Origin of the sequence: Kosakonia pseudosacchari (assembly GCF_015167415.1) — a bacterium.
GTDB classification, from domain to species: Bacteria; Pseudomonadota; Gammaproteobacteria; order Enterobacterales; family Enterobacteriaceae; genus Kosakonia; species Kosakonia pseudosacchari.
The window spans coordinates 4,660,064-4,678,653 of record NZ_CP063425.1 but is presented as its reverse complement, the minus strand read 5'-3'; the positions used below and the strand labels follow the sequence as shown (position 1 = coordinate 4,678,653).

Here is an 18,590-nt window from a genome sequence, read left to right as displayed (position 1 = left end):
GGGGCCATCATGTCACAAGTCACTGAAAATAAAGTTGTCTCCGCACCGGTGCCGATGACCCCGCTGCAGGAGTTCTGGCACTATTTCAAACGTAACAAAGGCGCGGTTGTCGGGCTGGTTTATGTGGTGATCATGTTGATCATCGCCGTGTTCGCCAACTTCCTCGCCCCGCACAACCCGGCGGATCAGTTCCGCGATGCGCTGCTTGCGCCGCCGGTCTGGCAGGATGGCGGCACCTGGTCGCACATTCTTGGTACTGATGACGTTGGCCGCGATACGCTGTCGCGCCTGATGTTCGGCGCGCGTTTGTCGCTGCTGGTCGGCTGTTTAGTGGTTGTGCTGTCGCTGATCGCCGGGATTATCCTCGGTCTGGTCGCCGGTTACTTCGGCGGCATTATCGACAACATCATCATGCGTATCGTCGATATCATGCTGGCGCTGCCAAGCCTGTTGCTGGCGCTGGTGCTGGTGGCTATTTTTGGCCCGTCGATTGTTAACGCCTCGCTGGCGCTCACCTTCGTTGCCTTGCCGCACTATGTGCGTTTGACGCGCGCGGCGGTGCTGGTGGAAGTGAACCGCGATTACGTCACCGCGTCCCGCGTGGCGGGTGCCGGCGCGATGCGCCAGATGTTCGTCAATATTTTCCCTAACTGCCTTGCGCCGCTGATTGTTCAGGCGTCGCTTGGTTTTTCCAACGCCATTCTCGATATGGCCGCCCTTGGCTTCCTTGGCATGGGTGCGCAACCGCCAACGCCGGAGTGGGGCACCATGCTCTCCGACGTGTTGCAGTTCGCACAAAGTGCCTGGTGGGTCGTGACCTTCCCGGGTCTAGCGATCCTGCTGACGGTGCTGGCATTTAACCTGATGGGTGACGGCCTGCGTGATGCGCTCGACCCCAAACTGAAGCAGTAAGAGGCGCGAGATGGCGTTATTAAATGTAGATAAGTTATCGGTGCATTTCGGCGACGTTGGCTCCGAATTCCGCGCCGTAGACCGCGTAAGCTATAGCGTAAGCCAGGGCGAAGTGGTCGGCATCGTCGGTGAGTCCGGCTCCGGTAAATCGGTCAGTTCGCTGGCGATTATGGGGCTGATTGATTTCCCTGGCCGCGTGATGGCGGAAAAACTGGAGTTTAACGGCCAGGATCTGAAACGCATTTCGGAAAAAGAGCGCCGCAGCCTGGTGGGCTCCGAAGTGGCGATGATTTTCCAGGATCCGATGACCAGCCTGAACCCGTGCTACACGGTCGGTTTCCAGATTATGGAAGCTATTAAGGTGCATCAGGGCGGGAATAAGAAAACCCGCCGTCAGCGGGCCATTGACCTGCTGAACCAGGTGGGTATCCCCGATCCGGCTTCGCGTCTGGATGTCTACCCGCACCAGCTTTCCGGCGGTATGAGCCAGCGCGTGATGATTGCGATGGCGATTGCCTGCCAGCCGAAACTGCTGATCGCCGACGAACCGACAACCGCACTGGACGTAACCATCCAGGCGCAGATCATCGAGCTTTTGCTGGAATTACAGCAGAAGGAAAACATGGCGCTGATCCTGATCACTCACGATCTGGCGCTGGTGGCGGAAGCGGCGCACAAAATCATTGTGATGTACGCAGGCCAGGTGGTGGAAACCGGCGAAGCGAAGGATATCTTCCGCGCGCCGCGCCATCCGTATACCCAGGCGCTGCTGCGTGCGCTGCCGGAGTTTGCGCAGGATAAAGCGCGGCTGGCCTCGTTGCCGGGCGTGGTGCCGGGCAAGTATGACCGCCCGAACGGCTGCCTGCTGAACCCGCGCTGCCCGTATGCTACGGACAAGTGCCGCGAACAGGAGCCGGAGCTGAACACCGTCGATGGCGGCCGTCAGTCCAAATGTCACTACCCACTCGATGACGCCGGGAGGCCGACACTATGAGTACGCACGAGGCCACCTCGCAACAGCCGCTGTTGCAGGCTATCGACCTGAAAAAACACTACCCGGTGAAGAAAGGGCTATTTGCCCCGGAACGCCTGGTAAAAGCGCTGGACGGCGTGTCGTTCACCCTTGAACGCGGCAAAACGCTGGCGGTGGTGGGCGAATCCGGTTGTGGCAAATCCACGCTGGGTCGCTTGCTGACGATGATTGAAACTCCAACCGGCGGTGAACTTTACTACCAGGGGCAGGATCTGCTGAAGCACGATCCGCATGCGCAGAAGCTGCGTCGGCAGAAAATCCAGATCGTTTTTCAGAACCCGTACGGTTCGCTGAACCCGCGTAAAAAAGTGGGGCAGATCCTCGAAGAGCCGCTGCTGATCAACTCGTCGCTCAGCAAAGAGGCGCGTCGGGAAAAAGCGCTGGCGATGATGGCGAAAGTCGGCCTGAAAACCGAACATTATGATCGCTATCCGCATATGTTCTCTGGTGGTCAGCGCCAGCGTATCGCTATCGCCCGTGGTCTGATGTTGGATCCGGATGTGGTGATCGCCGATGAACCGGTTTCCGCGCTGGATGTTTCCGTGCGCGCACAGGTGCTGAACCTGATGATGGATTTGCAGCAGGATTTGGGGCTTTCGTACGTCTTTATTTCGCATGACTTATCAGTGGTTGAGCACATTGCCGATGAAGTGATGGTGATGTATCTCGGCCGCTGCGTAGAGAAAGGCACCAAAGAGCAGATTTTCTCGAACCCGCGACATCCGTACACCCAGGCGCTGCTTTCCGCGACGCCGCGCCTGAACCCGGACGAGCGCCGCGAACGTATCAAACTGACCGGCGAGCTGCCAAGCCCGCTTAACCCGCCGCCGGGCTGCGCGTTTAACGCCCGTTGCAGCCGTCGTTTCGGCCCTTGCACGCAGTTGCAACCGCAGTTGAAAGACTACCGCGGGCAGCTGGTGGCTTGCTTCGCCGTCGACCAGGATGAAAACGGCGAAAAACCGCACGTTTAATCCCCACGTTATGCCTGGTGGCGCACATTTATCGGATCTACGCAGTGTTGTAGGCCCGATGATCGCGGTGCCATCAGGCATTATCGTTGGTGGCCTTCCCTGATAAACATTCCTGTTGTATTTAGAAAATTCCAAAAATAGCCTGAAATACCGTGGTGGAATAATTACGGCGGGAATAATGCGTCAGTGAAATACTCCGTTTTAATACAACTGTGAATATCTCTAATTATTTCAAATGGTAATAAAAAATTAACAATGATTAAAGGCTGACTAGCGTATTTGTCTTTTTATTTATCGTAAAAAGATATTTAAACTAAATAATTTATCTTAGGTGTGAATGTTATTTGGTGATTTTTGTTTAATGGCGTCATTTACACTTTAATAGATTTCGCGTGAAAAAAAGATGGCGCATCTATAGCCAATCTTTATATATTTGCTCAAATTAAACAGCGTTTTAGCCCTACTAAACTTTGGCACGTAAAACCAGGCTGAAAACCATCGCTGAAGCAATACTTCGTACCCGCGTAAAACCGCACCGCCGCAATTATAAAACCATCACGTGATGCTATCAGGACACCGATCCTGACGGTGATGGACGCAATTTTATTTTGTAAATCATGAGAATAACTATGGGTCATTACGATGATTTGCAGAGGTTTAAGGATAAGACTCGCAATCAGAAGCACGATTTTAAGGATCTCTCCGCACAGAACCTCGCGTACGACCAGAGCAATTGGGCAATCATTAACCAGCTGTCTCCCGCCACGGATGAATCAATGCTGGCGATGGGCGGTCATGTGTCCCTGCCTGTCCCGCAATCCGTCGATCCTGCGCTTTTTGCCGCGCAAGAGCCTGCGTCGGCGGTGGATGACGTTGCGTCTGCACCTGCACCTGCCTCTGCGCCAACTCCCTCTCTGCTAAAAGACGTCGCCAGTCAGCTCGATGCGGTGGCACCAGCGTTCAACGCCGCGGCCTATGCGCCTGCGCCTGCAAGCGTTGCACCGGTCATGCAGATGCCAGCGCCTGCGGATCCTGCGTCTGTTCCTGTCAGTTATGCCCGGCTTTTCGCGGCGAAAGCGGCGGAGGAGAAGCCCCGCGCGGACAAAAATCAGCCCTTACACTCGTTGTTAGAAAGGATCGCTTCATGCCGTTGATCTGTGTGTGTTCGCCGAAAGGCGGTGTCGGAAAAACGACACTGACGGCAAACCTGGCCTACGCCCTTGCCCGCGCAGGCAGCAAAGTGCTGGCGCTCGATTTTGACGTGCAAAACGCGCTGCGTTTGCATTTTGGTGTGCCGTTGTCGGACGGGCGCGGGTATGTGGCGCGCGCGGAAGAGTCCTCCGACTGGAGCCAGTTTGTGCTCACCGCAGGCGGCAATATTTTCGTGCTGCCGTATGGTGATGTCACGGAAGATCAGCGCCTCGCCTTTGATGAGCGTTTAACGAATGACGAGCATTTTCTGACGCGCGGCCTGAATACGCTGCTCAACTATCCGGGCTTGATTATCGTTGCCGACTTTCCTCCAGGACCGTCTGCGGCGCTGAAAGCGATGTCGCGACTTGCGGATCTGCATTTAGTCACGCTGCTGGCCGATACTGCCTCGCTCTCACTGCTGCCGTATATCGAAAATAACCGTCTTACCGGCGATGTGCTGAACCGCAAAGCGGGTCACTACTTTGTGGTGAACCAGAGCGACAACCGCCGGCAAATCAGCCGCGATGTGACCGCGTTTATGGAACAACGCCTGGGTAATCAGCTGCTTGGCGTGTTGCACCGCGATGAAAGTGTCGCTGAAGCCAATGCGTCGCAGCAGTCGGTATTTGATTTTAGCCCGGCGTCCGCCGCGGCGTTCGATATCGAACTGATTGCTAAACGGGTCGCCGGAATTTTGGGCGTCAAAATCGGTGACGGCACGGTACACAACACGCCACGCATGTCAGGCCTCTAACGCTTCGGGCAACGTATGAAAAAGTTTCTCTCTCTTTTGCTGGTTCTGGCAGTGCTGCCTGTTGCCCTGTTGGTGGTGATCACGCCCATGGACAGCCAAAAACAGTACATTTTTGGCCTGATCAGCATCGGTATTCTCTGTTTAATGGGCTTGAGCAAAAAGCGCAGTATTTCGGTGATCATGGTGGTGATGTCGGTGCTGCTCTCGACGCGCTATATCTATTTTCGCCTGACGCAAACCCTGCACTTTAATTCCGAAATTGAAACCATCCTCGGCATGGGGCTGTTTCTCGCGGAAGTGTATGTCTGGGTCATGCTGCTGCTCAGCTACCTGCAAACGGTCTGGCCATTGAAACGTGAACTCGTACAGTTGCCGGATGACATGAACCAGTGGCCGACGGTTGATGTCTATATCCCGACCTATAACGAACCGCTGGAGGTGGTGCGCGATACGGTGCTGGCCGCGCAGTGCATGGATTACCCGCGTGATAAGATGAAAATCTATCTGCTCGACGACGGCAAACGCAGTGAATTCGCCGTGTTTGCCGCCGATGCTGGCGTCGGCTACATCACCCGTAACGATAACGCGCACGCCAAAGCCGGTAACCTCAACCATGCGATGAAACTCACCAACGGCGAGCTGATTTGCGTGTTTGACTGCGACCACGTAGCGACCCGCATCTTCTTGCAGGCTACGGTCGGCGGTTTCCTGAAAGACCCGAAACTGGCGCTGGTGCAGACGCCGCACTACTTCTATTCGCCCGATCCGTTCGAGCGTAACCTCTCCGTCGGGCGCAATATCCCCAATGAAGGGGCGCTGTTTTACGGCCCGATTCAGCGAGGTAACGATAACTGGAACGCCACCTTCTTCTGCGGTTCGTGCGCGGTGATCCGCCGTAGCGCGCTGGAAGAGATTGGCGGTTTTGCCGTGGAAACGGTCACCGAAGATGCGCATACCGCCCTGAAAATGCAGCGCCTCGGTTGGGGTTCGGCGTTTATTGATATTCCGCTGGCCGCCGGCCTGGCGACTGAGCGTCTGGTGTTGCACGTGATCCAGCGCACCCGCTGGGCGCGCGGCATGACGCAGATTTTCCGTCTCGATAATCCTCTGTTTGGCCGTGGGCTGACCATCCAGCAGCGCCTGTGTTATCTGAGCGCGATGCTCTATTACCAGTTCGCGCTGCCGCGCATCGCTTTTGTCACCGCACCGCTGGCTTACCTGCTGTTTAACCTGAATATTATTCACTCGTCGGCCAGCCTGGTGTTTGCCTATGCGCTGCCGCACCTGTTCCTGGCGGTGTATGTGAACTCGCGACTGAATGGCCGCTTCCGATACAGCTTCTGGGGCGAGATCTATGACCTGGTGATGGCGTTTCACATTGCGCTACCGACGATGGTGACCATGCTGTTTCCCAAACGCGGCAAGTTCAACGTTACCGATAAAGGCGGGCTGCTGGATGTTGGCTATTTCGACTTCAGCGTGGTGCGTCCGCATTTGATCATTGCCCTGCTGCTGGCGGCAGGCGTGGTCGCCGGGATTGTCCGTGCCTGCGCGCATGACTACTTTGGCGTTGACCCGCGCGTTATTGTGCTGAACGTTGGCTGGGGATTGTATAGCCTGATCTTCCTGCTGGCGGCGATTGCCGTAGCGCGCGAAACCCGTCAGACCCGCAAAACCATCCGTATTGATGTCGATATCCCGGTGCTTATCCATTACGCCAGCGGGATTACATCGCGCAGCCAGACGGCGGATTTGTCGATGGGCGGCTGCCGTATCGTAGCACCGGACGATCGTCATCTGAAGGATGAAATCGAAGCGATTGAACTGCTGCTGCAATCCGGTGCGATTAGTATTCCGGTGCAGACCGTCGCCAGTGACGAGCAGCATATCCGTCTGATGTTCGACGATATTCCGCTGTCGCGCCGCCGTGAACTGGTGCGCGTGGTACTTTCCCGCGCCGATGCGTGGATCCACCCGCCAAAGCCGCAGGACAACCCGTTCCGCTCCATGTTGACCATTGTGCGTTGTGTCTTTGATCTCTTCTGGCTGACGTGGAAATCTCGCCGCGAAAACCGCCGTTTACGCGCGCAGCAGGCGGCAAACGTTGCGCAGGAGGAGAGCGTATGAAACGGCTAACCACGCTTGCGGTACTGCTCGGTGCGCTGTTTATCGCGCCGTTACACAGTGAAGAAACGACGGTTGAATCGCTGCTGCCGCTGGATCTGCCGCCGCCAACAATAACGGCAGTCACACCGACATTTGTGCCGTCGGTGATGAGTAGCGTTAGCATCGCGCAGATGGGCCAGCCGCAAGGGATCACGCTCAGCGGCGGGCAATTCCAGGGCGGCGTTGATTTTACCCTGCCGGTCGATCAGGTCATAACCAGCGCCCGGCTGGCGCTCAATCTGCGCATCTCTCCGGCGCTGGCGGCGCGTAACGCCACCATGCAGTTGATGCTCAACGGTCAGCCGCTCGGCACTGTGCCGCTGACGGCGACCGACAGCGATCTGGCTCGTTACCAGCTTGATATTCCCGCAGCGCTGATGGTCTCCAGTAACAGCCTCAGCGTGAAGATTAACGATGGCGATGCCATGCAGTGTCAGCGCGACCTGAGTGACAAATATCGTGTCACTATCTTGCCGGATTCGCGCTTTGAGCTGGAAGGGCAGCAACTGGATATCGGCGCGGATCTGAGCCATTTTCCACGCCCCTTCTTTGACAGCATGCAGATGTCACCGGCGGCAATTGCCGTAGCGTTTGCGCCAAAACTGAGCCCGGACGCCATTAGCGCCGGGGCGCTGATCGCCTCTTGGCTGGGGATTCAGGCCGATTATCGCGGCGTGTCGTTCGCGGCTTACCACGACCGTCTGCCGGAAAAAAACGGCATTCTGATTGGTCACCCCGGTGAGCAAATTGGCGGTTTAACGCTACCGCAAACCAGCCAGCCGCTGCTGAAAATTATCGATAACCCGGCGAACCCGGTTTACAAATTGCTGCTGGTGGTGGGGAAAGATGAAAGCGAACTACGCGCGGCAGCCTGGCGTTTAACGCGTGGCAACTTTGCGCAGCAAACCCCGGCGGTGGATGTCGATGCCCAGACGATCCCGTTGAGCAAACCGTACGATGCGCCGCGCTGGATCCCAACCGATCGTCCGGTGAAGTTATCGGAGCTGATCCGTAAAGATCAAAGCCTGACCGCCACCGGCATCTGGCACCCACCGTTGCAGGTGGCGTTCCGCGCGGCACCCGATCTGTTTTTGTGGGACGGGGAAACCATCCCGCTGCATATCGGTTACCGTTTCCCGACGGAAAACTGGATTGACGAACAGCGTTCATGGCTGAGCATGACCCTGAACGACACGTTCCTGCACAACCTGCCGGTCAATAAGCAGGGTGCGCTGGAGACGCTGTGGCACAAGCTCGGTGGTGATGCGCGTCAGGAGCAGTTTGATATGCCGCTGGAGCCGTACATGATTTACGGCGACAACCAGCTTTCGCTCTATTTCAACATCGTGCCGAAAAAGAACGCGCCGTGCAGCACCTTGCTGAATAACAACATTAAAAGCCGCATTGATGACGATTCGTGGATCGATCTCAGCCACACCCGCCACTTTGCGCTGTTGCCGAATCTCTCCTATTTCGTCGGGGCTTCTTTCCCGTTTACCCGTCTGGCGGATTACGCAGAAACGGTATTGATGCTGCCGGTCAATCCCAGCGAAACGCAGATCGCCACGCTGTTTGATATGGCGGCGCGCTCAGGCAATGCCACCGGAACCGCGCTCGGTCATAACCGCGTGGTGTTCGGTGTGCCAACCGGCGGCAGTTTTCTGGAACTGCTGCGGGATCGCGATGTGCTGGCGGTAAGCGGTATGGATCAGCATGACTTTAACCGTGCGCTGCTGGCGAACTCACCGTTTGTCACTCACGACAGCACATTGGGTGTGCGTGAGCCTTCTGCCTGGCAGAAAGTGCGGCGCTGGATTGCCGGCGACTGGGCGGCAGAAGGGCTGGAAGCCGATCGCTACTTCTCTTCCAATGAAGCGTGGCGTGGCTTTATCAGCTTCCGTTCGCCATGGAACGATGCCCGGCTGGTGGTGCTGGCGCTTGGCAGCAACGACGAGCAGTTATCGCATCTGCATAACGATTTGGCTTCGGCAAAAATCAACGCCGGCATTCGCGGCGACGCCGCCATCATTACCAATGAAAACGGCGTTCGCAGCTTCCGCGTCGGCGAACAGTTCCCCAGCGGCGAAATGCCGCCGCAGATGAAAGTGGTCTGGTACGCCAACCAACACTCGGCGCTGCTGGCGATCCTGAGCCTGCTGGTCGGGTCGCTGGTGGGGGGAATGCTGTATCGCATGCTTAAAAAACGCGAGCGTAAACGTCTGGATGCGGGGAACAGCAAGTGAAAAGGGTGACAATAATGCCTAAAAAAACCGCCCGTCGGCTGACAACAATTTGCCTCTCCGGCGCGCTGACGCTGGCGACCTCCGGTATGGCGCAGGCCGCGCCGAATGACGCGGCGCTCAAGGCGCTGTTTGATCAGGCCAACTACTGGCACGAAAAGTCCCACGACGACCTGGCGATGGAGTCGCTCAAAAAGGTGTTAATGGTTGATGCCAATAACACCCAGGCGATGTACCTGATGGCGCTGTGGGCACAGCAAAATGGCGATTTGCAAACCGCCGCGCAGTGGCGAGCCAGACTGGCGAAAACCGCGCCGGACGACAGCAACTTGCAGGCGCTGGATAACGCTAAACAGCTGGCGCAGGTGCCGCAAGGGCAGTTAACGCTTGCTCGCCAGCAGGCGCGCAGCGGCAATGTTCCGGCGGCGCTGGAAACCTGGCGCAGCCTGTTCAATGGCGACACGCCGCCGCCGAGCCTCGCGCCGGAATACTATTTAACGATGGCGGGCGATAAAGCGCTCTACCCGCAGGCGCTGGCGGAAATTCAGCGTTTCGTCGCTCAGCATCCGCAGGACAATGCCGCCCGCGTGGCGCTGGGCAAGATGTTGACCTGGCGTGAAGCAACGCGCCGCGACGGGATTTTGCTGCTGGAGCCGATGGCCAGCGGCAATAAAGAGGCGGATGAAGGACTGCGTCAGGCGCTGCTGTGGCTTGCGCCGCAGGCGGGCGATGAGCGTTTTTACGATACCTGGTTGCAGCGCCATCCGCAGGATAGCGAGATCCAGGCGTACTACCGTAAAAATGTCGGTGGCAGCGCGAAAGGCGCAGGTTTTACCGCGCTAAATAGCGGCGACAGCAATACCGCAAAACGTCAGTTTGAGCAGGTACTGCAAACCAACCCGGACGACGCCGATGCGCTGGCGGGCATGGGTTATATTGCCCAGCGCAACGGTGATTACCAGGCGGCGGCACAGTATCTGAATCGGGCGGCGAGCCAGGGGGGCGAGGCTTCAGCAGAACGTAAAGCCCAGGCGGAAGACGCCGCGTTTTATGGCCAACTGGCGCAGGCGCAGCAAGCGTTAAAAACGGGCAATGTCAGCCAGGCGCTGGCACTTTCCGCGCCGCTGGCGCAGCAGAGCGGTGAACGTGGCACAGCTGCCAAATTGTTCCGCGCCGATGTGCTGCGCCAGAACAAAGATTACCCGCAGGCGGAACAAGCGCTGCGCGATATTCTGAACGAGCAACCGCAGAATGCCCCGGCGCGGGAAAACCTCTACTACGTATTGCGCGATCAAAACAAAACGGCAGAAGCGCAAAGTATGCTGCGCACGTTACCGGCGAGTTTGCAGGAAAAACTGCAACCGCGCGTGGTGACGGGAACGCCCGGCGACCCGCTGCGTCGGCAGGCGCAACAACTGGCCGCCAGCGGAAACACCTCGCAAGCCATTGCCGTGCTGCGGCAGGGCGTAGCACGCCTGCCGGACGACCCGTGGTTGCGTCTTGATTTGGCGCGTTTGCTGCAACAATCGGGTCAGGAAAATGAAGCCGCGAACGTGATGCTGCCCGCGCAAAACCCGCGAGCTGGTGCCAGTTCGCTGTATGCTGCCGCACTGTTCGCCAGTGAAAATGGCGGCTGGCAGCAGGCCAGTACGCTGCTGTCACGTATTTCACCTGCCAGCCAGAACAGCCAGATGCGCGACCTTGCGCAGCGGGTCAATTACAACCTGCAAATGGCGACCGCTGAGCGCTACCTCGCGCAGGGCAATATGACGGCGGCATCCAATACCCTGAAAGCACTGGCGGCCACACCGCCAAAAAGCCCGGTCGATGCCGGGAAACTGGCGCGCATGCTGGCACAGACGGGCGATACCACTACCGCCGTTGCGCTGGTGCGTGAAAACATGAAACAGGGCGTACAGGGCAACATCGGCGATTATGCCGATCAGGTTGCGGTACTGAATCAGGCGGGGCTTAACCAGGAAGCGCAGGCCTTTGTTTCCAGCCCTGAAGTGCAGGCGCGCAGCACGCCAGCCCAGCTTGCCGGGGTGCGCAATGGCTATGTGATCAACGAAGCGGATCAACTGCGCGAGCAGGGCAACTATGCCGCCGCGTATGACAAGCTGATCCGCGCGTTGCAAAACGACCCGCAGAACACGGATTTGATGTTCGCGATGGGGCGTTTGTATCAGTCCGGCAAGATGAACAAAGAAGCGGGCGTCCTGTATGACTACCTGATGACGCGCGACAGTGAAGATCAGGCGGCGCGCGTCGGCGCCATTGATGTGGCGCTGGCGGAAAATAACGTCGACAAAGCGCAGTCGCTGGCAAACGGCCTGCACAGCAATAATTCACCGGATCGCTTGCTGCTGCTGGCGCGGCTGGAAGAGGCGAAAGGCAATCATCAGCAGGCAATGACCTACCTGCGCAGCGCGCGCGGCAAGCTGGTCGGCCTGGAGTCCACCAACAGCGCGGCAACGCCGACCATCGGCGGGGTGCTGCTGGCGGATAACCCGTTTACCACCACCAGTAAAAGCGCGGCGCCGCAGTCGCTGTATGGCCAAACGCTGCCGTGGCAAGTCGCTCAGGTGGCGCACGAACCGGGCAGTAATTTGCCGGGTACCACGCGTACCGATTTGCCGGTCGAAACGGCACAAACGCGAACGCTGCGCCAGGTCGACGACATGATGCAGCAGATGAACGAGAAAACCGGCATGTGGTTGCAGGGCGGCGTGGAAATTCGTGGCCGCGACGGGGAAACCGGCACCAGCAAGCTGACGGAAGCCAAAGCGCCGCTTACCTGGTCGAGTTCGCCGTTTGGCGATGCACGCTTTGAATTTACCGCCACGCCGGTTTCGCTCAGTTCCGGCAGCGCTTCAGGCGATTCATGGCGGCGTTATGGTGCGAACCCGCTGGCGAATGGCGTAGCCAATATCGCCACCTCCATTAAAAACGCCAACAATTCTCTCGCAACCGACGGCAGCGATAAATTTACCGATCTCGCCGGTTATGCTGATGCCAGCAAATTGTCGCCATTTACCGAAACGGGTTATGACAATCTCACTTCGCTGCTGTCGTCGAGCCGTCTGAAGAGTTTGAGTGAATCAAACTATAAGACCAACTATAGCGATCCGATTAAGTCTTCCACCGATTCGCAAAACGCCAGCGGCGTTGAGCTGAATATGGCGCTGAGCGGCGACAGCTATAAGCTGGATATCGGCAGCACGCCGCTGGGGCAGGATTTAACCTCGCTGGTGGGCGGCGTGAAATGGTCGCCGAAACTGACCAATTACCTGACGCTTATCCTTACCGGCGAGCGTCGCGCGGTGACCGACAGCCTGCTCTCTTATGTTGGGCTGCGCGATGCTTACTCCGGCGAGCGCTGGGGGCAGGTCACCAAAAACGGCGGCAGCGTACAGTTGAGCTACGACGACGGTGATGCAGGGTTCTACATTGGCGGTGGCGGGTACAGCTACCTCGGTAAAGATGTGGCGAGCAACACCAGCGTGAACGCCAATGCCGGGGTTTATCTGCGCCCGTGGCACGATGATTTCCGCCAGTTACAGACGGGGCTGAGCGTTAGCTGGATGAACTACTCGAAAAACCTCAGTTACTTCACTTACGGTCAGGGCGGTTACTTCAGCCCGCAGAACTACGTGAGCGTGTCGCTGCCGGTTGATCTGTCGCAGAAAATCGACAACTGGAATCTCAGCATTGGCGGCGCAGTGGGCTACCAGTCTTACACCCAGGACAAGAGCAATTACTTCCCGACCGAGTCGGAAGCGCAGAAGATGCTGCAACAACTCGCCGATATGGGCTTTGTGAAAGAGGCGCAGTACCAGGGCGGTTCACAGAATGGTATTGGCTATAACTTCCATGCCGGGCTTGATTACAACGTGAATAAAAATATGTCGGTAGGTGGAAAAGTCGGTTATGACACCTTCGGCAGTTACAACGAAAGCACCGCCGGGATTTGGCTCCGGTACATGCTGGGAGACAAATAATGACAACCCACACTGCAAACACGCTGCTGCTTGGCTATTTCCAGCAACAGCAAACGCCGCCGGGCTGGTTTGATTTGCTGAGCGTGATGATTGACGGCATGGTGAGAAACGTCGGCGAAGCGGAAAGCCTGCCGTTTCTGCGCCAGATGGGCGAAGCATTAGCGGACCGTGTGCCGCTTCCGCCTTCGGCGACAGTCGGTGAGCTGGAAGCGAATATTAATGCGCAACTGGCGGTGTTCAACTGGGGGTTTATTGATATCGAAACCACGGAACACGGTATGGCATTTCGCCATCAGGCGCTGCCGGTGGCGCGCGAGGAGGCCTACCAGACCCGCTGGTGCTATGCGTTTTGCGCCGTTCTTGAAGGGCTTTATTCGCGCTGGCTGCGCAGCCAGGGCGGCGAGGCGAGCCTCGTGTTTACCCGCGAAAGGCTCTATTCTGTGGCGGATGTTCTCTTCCGTTACGCTAACCCACAGTGAGTTTTCCCATGTTGAAGCGCGTTTTCACCGCGATGGTGGTGATGGTGAGTCTGCTATTTGCATCCGTTTCCCAGGCCGCTGGCGCCTGGGAGAGTTATAAAGCGCGGTTTTTGATGCCGGATGGTCGCATTGTCGATACTGGCAACAAAAACGTCTCCCACACCGAAGGCCAGGGTTTCGCCATGCTGATGGCGGTCGCCAGCGACGATAAAGCAGCCTTTGACAGCATGTGGGGCTGGACCAACAAGACGCTGAAGAACAAAGCCAATGGCCTGTTTTACTGGCGTTATAACCCGGTGGAAGCCGATCCCATCGCTGATAAAAACGACGCCACCGACGGCGATGTGCTGATCGCCTGGGCACTGTTGAAAGCGGCTGAGCGCTGGAATAACGCCGATTATCTGGCGGCGTCCGATGCGATTACCCAGGCGGTGCTTAAACATGCGGTAGTCAGCTTTGCGGGTTACCGCGTGATGTTGCCGGGTGCTAACGGTTTTAACCTCAACACCTATGTGAACCTGAATCCGTCCTACTTTATTTTCCCGGCATGGCAGGCTTTCGCTGAGCGCAGCCATCAGGTGGTATGGCGTGATTTGATCAAAGACGGGCAGACGCTGCTTGGCAATATGGCATTTGGTAAAGCGCGCCTGCCGACGGACTGGGTATCACTCTCGGCGGACGGCAAACTGAACCCGGCGAAGGAGTGGCCGCCGCGCATGAGCTACGATGCGATTCGTATTCCACTGTATGTGAGCTGGCAGGATCCGCACAGCGCGCTGTTAACCCCGTGGCGTAACTGGTGGCAGGGTTTTAGCCGCAGCCAGACACCCGCATGGGTGGATGTGGCGACCAACGACAATGCGCCGTACAACATGAACGACGGGTTACTGGCGGTGCGGGATTTAACGTTGGGCGCTGCGCCCGCAGAACCGCAGATCACCGCGCAGGATGATTACTACTCCGCCAGCCTGAAAATGCTGGTCTGGCTGGCGCAGCAGCGCTAACCCGATAACCTCTCCCCAATGGGGAGAGGTTTACTCAATTACTGCGGGTAAGGCACCCAGTCACCGCCGTTCAGGCGAACATACGGCTTATTCTGGTACTGCAACACAATCGCGTTGGCGTTTTCAGACACCGGCGCGGTTTGCGGCAGATTGCTGGTGAGTTTCTGCCAGTCGACGTTATCTTCGGTAAAGATTTTGCCATCCAGCACGCGGGTCACAATCTCGGAGACGGCCAGGAAACTGCTCGGCTGCGTAATGGTTATCGGCGCGCCCTGATGCGGCGATTTCATGCCAAAGAATTTAATCGCCGTCGGCACGTTGGTGATCGACGGACTTGGGATATCGCGCAGGCCGGAAACCTGCATTTTATCGCCCTGTAGCGCCCCGCCATGCTCCGGCACCAGCACCACCATCACTTTGCGCCCGGATTTCTCCAGTTGCGTGAAGAACGCATCCAGCTCATCAAACAACTTCTGCGCGCGCAGTTTGTAATCGGCAGTTTTGCGATTACCAGGGAAGTGGTTGCCATCGTGCAGCGGCAGCAGGTTGTAGAAAGTCGCGGTGCGCTTGCCCTCCTTAAAGGCATCTGACTCCATCCAGCGGTTCAGCACCGCCGTGTCGTCATAAATCGGCGAACCGTCAAAAGAGAGCAGCACCGGCGGCAGACCCGCCTGATTCATCAGCGGCGCTTGCATCCCGCCGTTGTCGCGCACTTCTTTGAGGAAACCGCCGAACTCGCCGTTGTGATCCATCATCAACTGCTGAGTGAAGCCGAGTTTCGCCAGGTTATCAAACAGGTAGCACTGCGTATTGGCCTGCTGGTAGAGGTTTTTATGCGACGGCTGGCCGCAGCTGGCGCGCAGCAGGCGAATCGCCGCCGGGCCGCTGTAGGCGGTCGCCGAGTTGAAGTTTTTGAATTCAATATCAAAGTGCGACCACAGCGGGTGCGACGCCAGACCGGCTGCTTCAATATCGGCCCACGAGAGAGAACAGATATTGATGAACAGCAGATCGAACGGTTGAGCGTCTGCCGGAAGCTGCGCCGGGAAGGTGCTCTGGCGTTTCTCTTCGGCGGCGTAGAAGCTAGCCAGCCATGCGTTCAGATTCTCTGAGGTCGGCGGTGCGGTTTGCGCAGGGATATCGCCTACCACCGGTGTATCGCCCGCCGCTGCGACCGTTGCCGCCGCCGAGCCGCCAGTGGTGGTGACGGTTGTAGTCGGTTGGCCTGCGGGCCACAGAGTAAACGCCGGCCCGGTTAGCGTCAGCACGTTTAACCAGATCATAATTGCGACGACAAACACGGTGACGCGGATCCATTGCGACAAGAACAGCCAGGCTACCAGCATCACAAAAATCGCGCCAATCATCTGCCAGTTGATAAAACGCAACACCAGATCCAGCAGGTAGTCGGCGCTGAAGCCCGCGACCTGCGAACCCTGACTCAGCATACTTTCAATACCCGGCAGCCAGGTGTCGTGCCAGAACAGACCGAAACCGATGGGAATGGCGACCCAGTGCCGTAAACGATGCAGGCTGACGCGCGGCAACGGCATCAGCAGAAAAGCCATAAACACCAGATTCAGCAGCGGGTGAAAGTTAAGGTAGCCCGCCCACAACAGACCGAATTTCACCAGAAAATAGAAATTCCAGCCGGAAAGGCCGCGCCAGTATTGCCACAATGGCGAAGGCGTTGAAGTGGTCATAGTATGATTAGTCATGTTTTCGGTCTGCCTTGACGAACGATTCCCGGCGCAGCACGCCTGCCGGTTTTACATAGCGTGGTTTGGTAAAAAGTATGCGCAACGCGCTGCGGATAGGGCGGATCCAGTGGCGTGTAAGGTAGCCCAGCGGGAAAAAGATCAGGGCGCAAAGCACCACAAGCTGAATAATATCGCTGACTGACATCATGATGTGCGCTCCGTGGCTTCACTGAATAACCGCAACGGCTCCGGGATCCGACGCCAGCTTGTGCCGTCGTGCTCAGCGTTAATGATTTTCTTCTCTGTGGCGGTAACGGGCAGCGGTTTCGCCCATTTCTCCGGTGACAGCGTGCGCATTTGCACCAGCTCTGCGGCAATCTGGATATCTTCAAACCACACCACGCGATTAGAGAAAATATCTGCCGTTGGCAGCGGGAAAATGTGGTTCAGCGCCGTGTCGAGATCGTTAACCCGGCAGAACGCCAAAAACAGCACCAGACGATTATCACCAAGGCTGACAATATCGCCCACGCGGTTTGGGCGGCACAGCGTGAGCGCCTGTTCAACGCGGATGCCTGGCACCGGGCGCAGCGCGACCAGCACCCCTTTGCCATCGGCGGGCAACAGCGGGTTATTAACCATATTCGCGACGGCGTCGCAGAACACATTCCACGGCTGAAAACCGCGCAGTTTTAGCGGCTGAGTCATGGAAAGCAGCGTGGTGATATCTTCCGGCACCAGGCGGTTAAATTGCTGACCCTGTACGCTTTCAATCAGCGTCAGACAGCGGGAAAGGGGGGCATTCCACGGGATCACCATATTGGCGCCACAGCCGAGCAACAAACGTTCGTCGGTAGCACGCAGGCTGGCCTGGCTTTCACGGACAATAATTTTCAGCCCGCTGCCGCGCTGGCGGCGCAAGGTGTGCACCTGGCGTGCGATGTTGTCGATTTGATTGTTTCGCGCAAGGGTGAAAATCAACGTCGCCGCCTGGCTGGATCGCGCTTCTTCAAATAGCGCTTCGTTGGTGTCAAATAATGTCCAGTGTTCCGACAGCGGCGGTGCGCCTTCCAGCACGGCGACATTACTTAATATTCGTTTCTCATCGCTGCGGGGTTGCACCGACGTTTCTTCTTGCTGCGCGAGTTGCCAGCGACCGTGATGGTGATTAAGCACTAATTGCTGGCGCGCGCTAATGCCTTTTTCATTACACCACCAGGCAATATCATAAAGATGCATATCGTTTCGGTAGCGTAAACTCGCCAGTCCAAACAACGAACGATATTCACTCATTAAAATGGATGATTGTTTGTCGTTATTGTTGCCAGGGTTAATAACCAGTAAGGAACATTTATGATATTTCGCCCAAGTATGAGTTCTTTCTAACCACTGTTGTAAATCTGGCACCGATATATTCTGCCAGGCATTATTTGCGCACAGCAGAATCAGTAAATAATTTTCCGGTTCAAATGAACAAAGTAAATCGCGGGTGAAAAAGTATAGACCATTGTTCTGATTTGGCATTGTGAAAATTCTGATTCTATCAGGGCCCTGCTCTTTATCTAATTCAATGATTTTTCGCAGGTCATGACCCATACCGATTGCCGCCACCTGCGCGTTTTTATCCTGGGCGGTGACCGTTTGGTTTAGCAGACTTATTGCATCTTGTTCACGATCGGTATTCATCCACCAAACGCCGCCCGCAGGCATATGACGCAATTCGTCCCATAATGACTGAATGCCAATAGAAAATATGGGCTCCACGATGTCCCTCTTGATGCAAAATTGTCTGTATCTCAGTTTACTAGCGAAAGCCGAGAAATAAACCTAACATTGAAATTAAAGAACATCAGATTTAGCATGTAAACGAATTTTCTCGGGCACGATGCCTTGCTACATCTGTACGTATGTTTCTATTCAAAGGGATCGGGCCAGAATGCATAACAATGAACCCAAAACGCAGTCAGACCCAACTCTGGGCTATACATTCCAAAATGATTTTCTGGCATTAAGTAAGGCATTTTCATTGCCTGAAATTGATTACGCCGATATTTCCCAGCGAGAACAATTGGCGGCGGCATTTAAGCGCTGGCCGCTGCTGGCAGAATTAGCCCGTCAACAATAAGGGATAACCAG

General features: G+C 56.6%; 14 protein-coding genes. 11 read left to right on the top strand and 3 right to left on the bottom strand.

Going from position 1 to position 18,590, the window contains the following annotated elements:
* The first annotated feature begins 9 nt into the window (after positions 1–9).
* The 10 genes from dppC (at position 10) to IP581_RS22155 (ending at position 14,754) form a co-directional block, all read left to right on the top strand.
* Positions 10–912: a dipeptide ABC transporter permease DppC gene (dppC, locus tag IP581_RS22200; RefSeq protein ID WP_017458245.1), complete on the top strand. Its 903-nt coding sequence runs from the start codon at positions 10–12 to the stop codon at positions 910–912.
* A 10-nt stretch (positions 913–922) separates the two neighbouring features.
* Positions 923–1,906, top strand: coding sequence for a dipeptide ABC transporter ATP-binding protein (dppD, locus tag IP581_RS22195; RefSeq protein WP_017458246.1), 984 nt, complete (start codon positions 923–925; stop codon positions 1,904–1,906).
* On the top strand, positions 1,903–2,916 hold the full coding sequence (gene dppF / locus IP581_RS22190) for a dipeptide ABC transporter ATP-binding subunit DppF (protein WP_017458247.1): 1,014 nt from the start codon (positions 1,903–1,905) through the stop codon (positions 2,914–2,916). The genes dppD and dppF overlap by 4 nt, the downstream gene beginning before the upstream one ends.
* A 629-nt stretch (positions 2,917–3,545) precedes the next feature.
* Positions 3,546–4,070, top strand: coding sequence for a cellulose biosynthesis protein BcsO (gene bcsO / locus IP581_RS22185; protein WP_193821380.1), 525 nt, complete (start codon positions 3,546–3,548; stop codon positions 4,068–4,070).
* The gene (gene bcsQ / locus IP581_RS22180) at positions 4,061–4,864 is read left to right on the top strand and encodes a cellulose biosynthesis protein BcsQ (protein WP_193821379.1); all 804 of its coding nucleotides are present in this window, start codon (positions 4,061–4,063) and stop codon (positions 4,862–4,864) included. The genes bcsO and bcsQ overlap by 10 nt, the downstream gene beginning before the upstream one ends.
* 15 nt (positions 4,865–4,879) lie before the next feature.
* Complete coding sequence (bcsA, locus tag IP581_RS22175; RefSeq protein WP_193821378.1) at positions 4,880–6,991, top strand: UDP-forming cellulose synthase catalytic subunit; 2,112 nt, start codon at positions 4,880–4,882, stop codon at positions 6,989–6,991.
* Positions 6,988–9,273 (top strand): cellulose biosynthesis cyclic di-GMP-binding regulatory protein BcsB, encoded by a 2,286-nt coding sequence (bcsB, locus tag IP581_RS22170; RefSeq protein WP_193821377.1) that lies wholly within the window; start codon positions 6,988–6,990, stop codon positions 9,271–9,273. The genes bcsA and bcsB overlap by 4 nt, the downstream gene beginning before the upstream one ends.
* 14 nt (positions 9,274–9,287) lie before the next feature.
* Positions 9,288–13,271 (top strand): cellulose biosynthesis protein BcsC, encoded by a 3,984-nt coding sequence (locus tag IP581_RS22165; protein ID WP_193821376.1) that lies wholly within the window; start codon positions 9,288–9,290, stop codon positions 13,269–13,271.
* The gene (gene bcsD / locus IP581_RS22160) at positions 13,271–13,750 is read left to right on the top strand and encodes a cellulose biosynthesis protein BcsD (protein ID WP_086872536.1); all 480 of its coding nucleotides are present in this window, start codon (positions 13,271–13,273) and stop codon (positions 13,748–13,750) included. The genes IP581_RS22165 and bcsD overlap by 1 nt, the downstream gene beginning before the upstream one ends.
* Positions 13,751–13,758: 8 nt before the next feature.
* A complete protein-coding gene (locus tag IP581_RS22155) occupies positions 13,759–14,754 on the top strand; it encodes a glycosyl hydrolase family 8 (RefSeq protein ID WP_193821375.1) in 996 nt (331 codons plus the stop codon).
* A gap of 38 nt (positions 14,755–14,792) precedes the next feature.
* On the opposite strand, the gene bcsG is transcribed toward IP581_RS22155, so the two are convergent.
* From bcsG to bcsE, 3 genes are read right to left on the bottom strand one after another with little or no spacing between them, the layout of a single operon-like run.
* Complete coding sequence (gene bcsG / locus IP581_RS22150) at positions 14,793–16,472, bottom strand: cellulose biosynthesis protein BcsG (protein ID WP_086872540.1); 1,680 nt, start codon at positions 16,470–16,472, stop codon at positions 14,793–14,795.
* Entirely contained in the window at positions 16,465–16,662 is a 198-nt protein-coding gene (gene bcsF / locus IP581_RS22145; RefSeq protein ID WP_017458256.1) for a cellulose biosynthesis protein BcsF, read from the bottom strand. The genes bcsG and bcsF overlap by 8 nt, the downstream gene beginning before the upstream one ends.
* Positions 16,659–18,218, bottom strand: a complete 1,560-nt coding sequence (gene bcsE / locus IP581_RS22140; protein WP_193821374.1) for a cellulose biosynthesis c-di-GMP-binding protein BcsE — start codon at positions 18,216–18,218, stop codon at positions 16,659–16,661. The genes bcsF and bcsE overlap by 4 nt, the downstream gene beginning before the upstream one ends.
* Before the next feature lie 172 nt (positions 18,219–18,390).
* On the opposite strand from bcsE, the gene bcsR reads away from it, so the two are divergent.
* Positions 18,391–18,579: a cellulose biosynthesis protein BcsR gene (bcsR, locus tag IP581_RS22135; RefSeq protein ID WP_017458258.1), complete on the top strand. Its 189-nt coding sequence runs from the start codon at positions 18,391–18,393 to the stop codon at positions 18,577–18,579.
* Positions 18,580–18,590 lie beyond the last annotated feature (11 nt).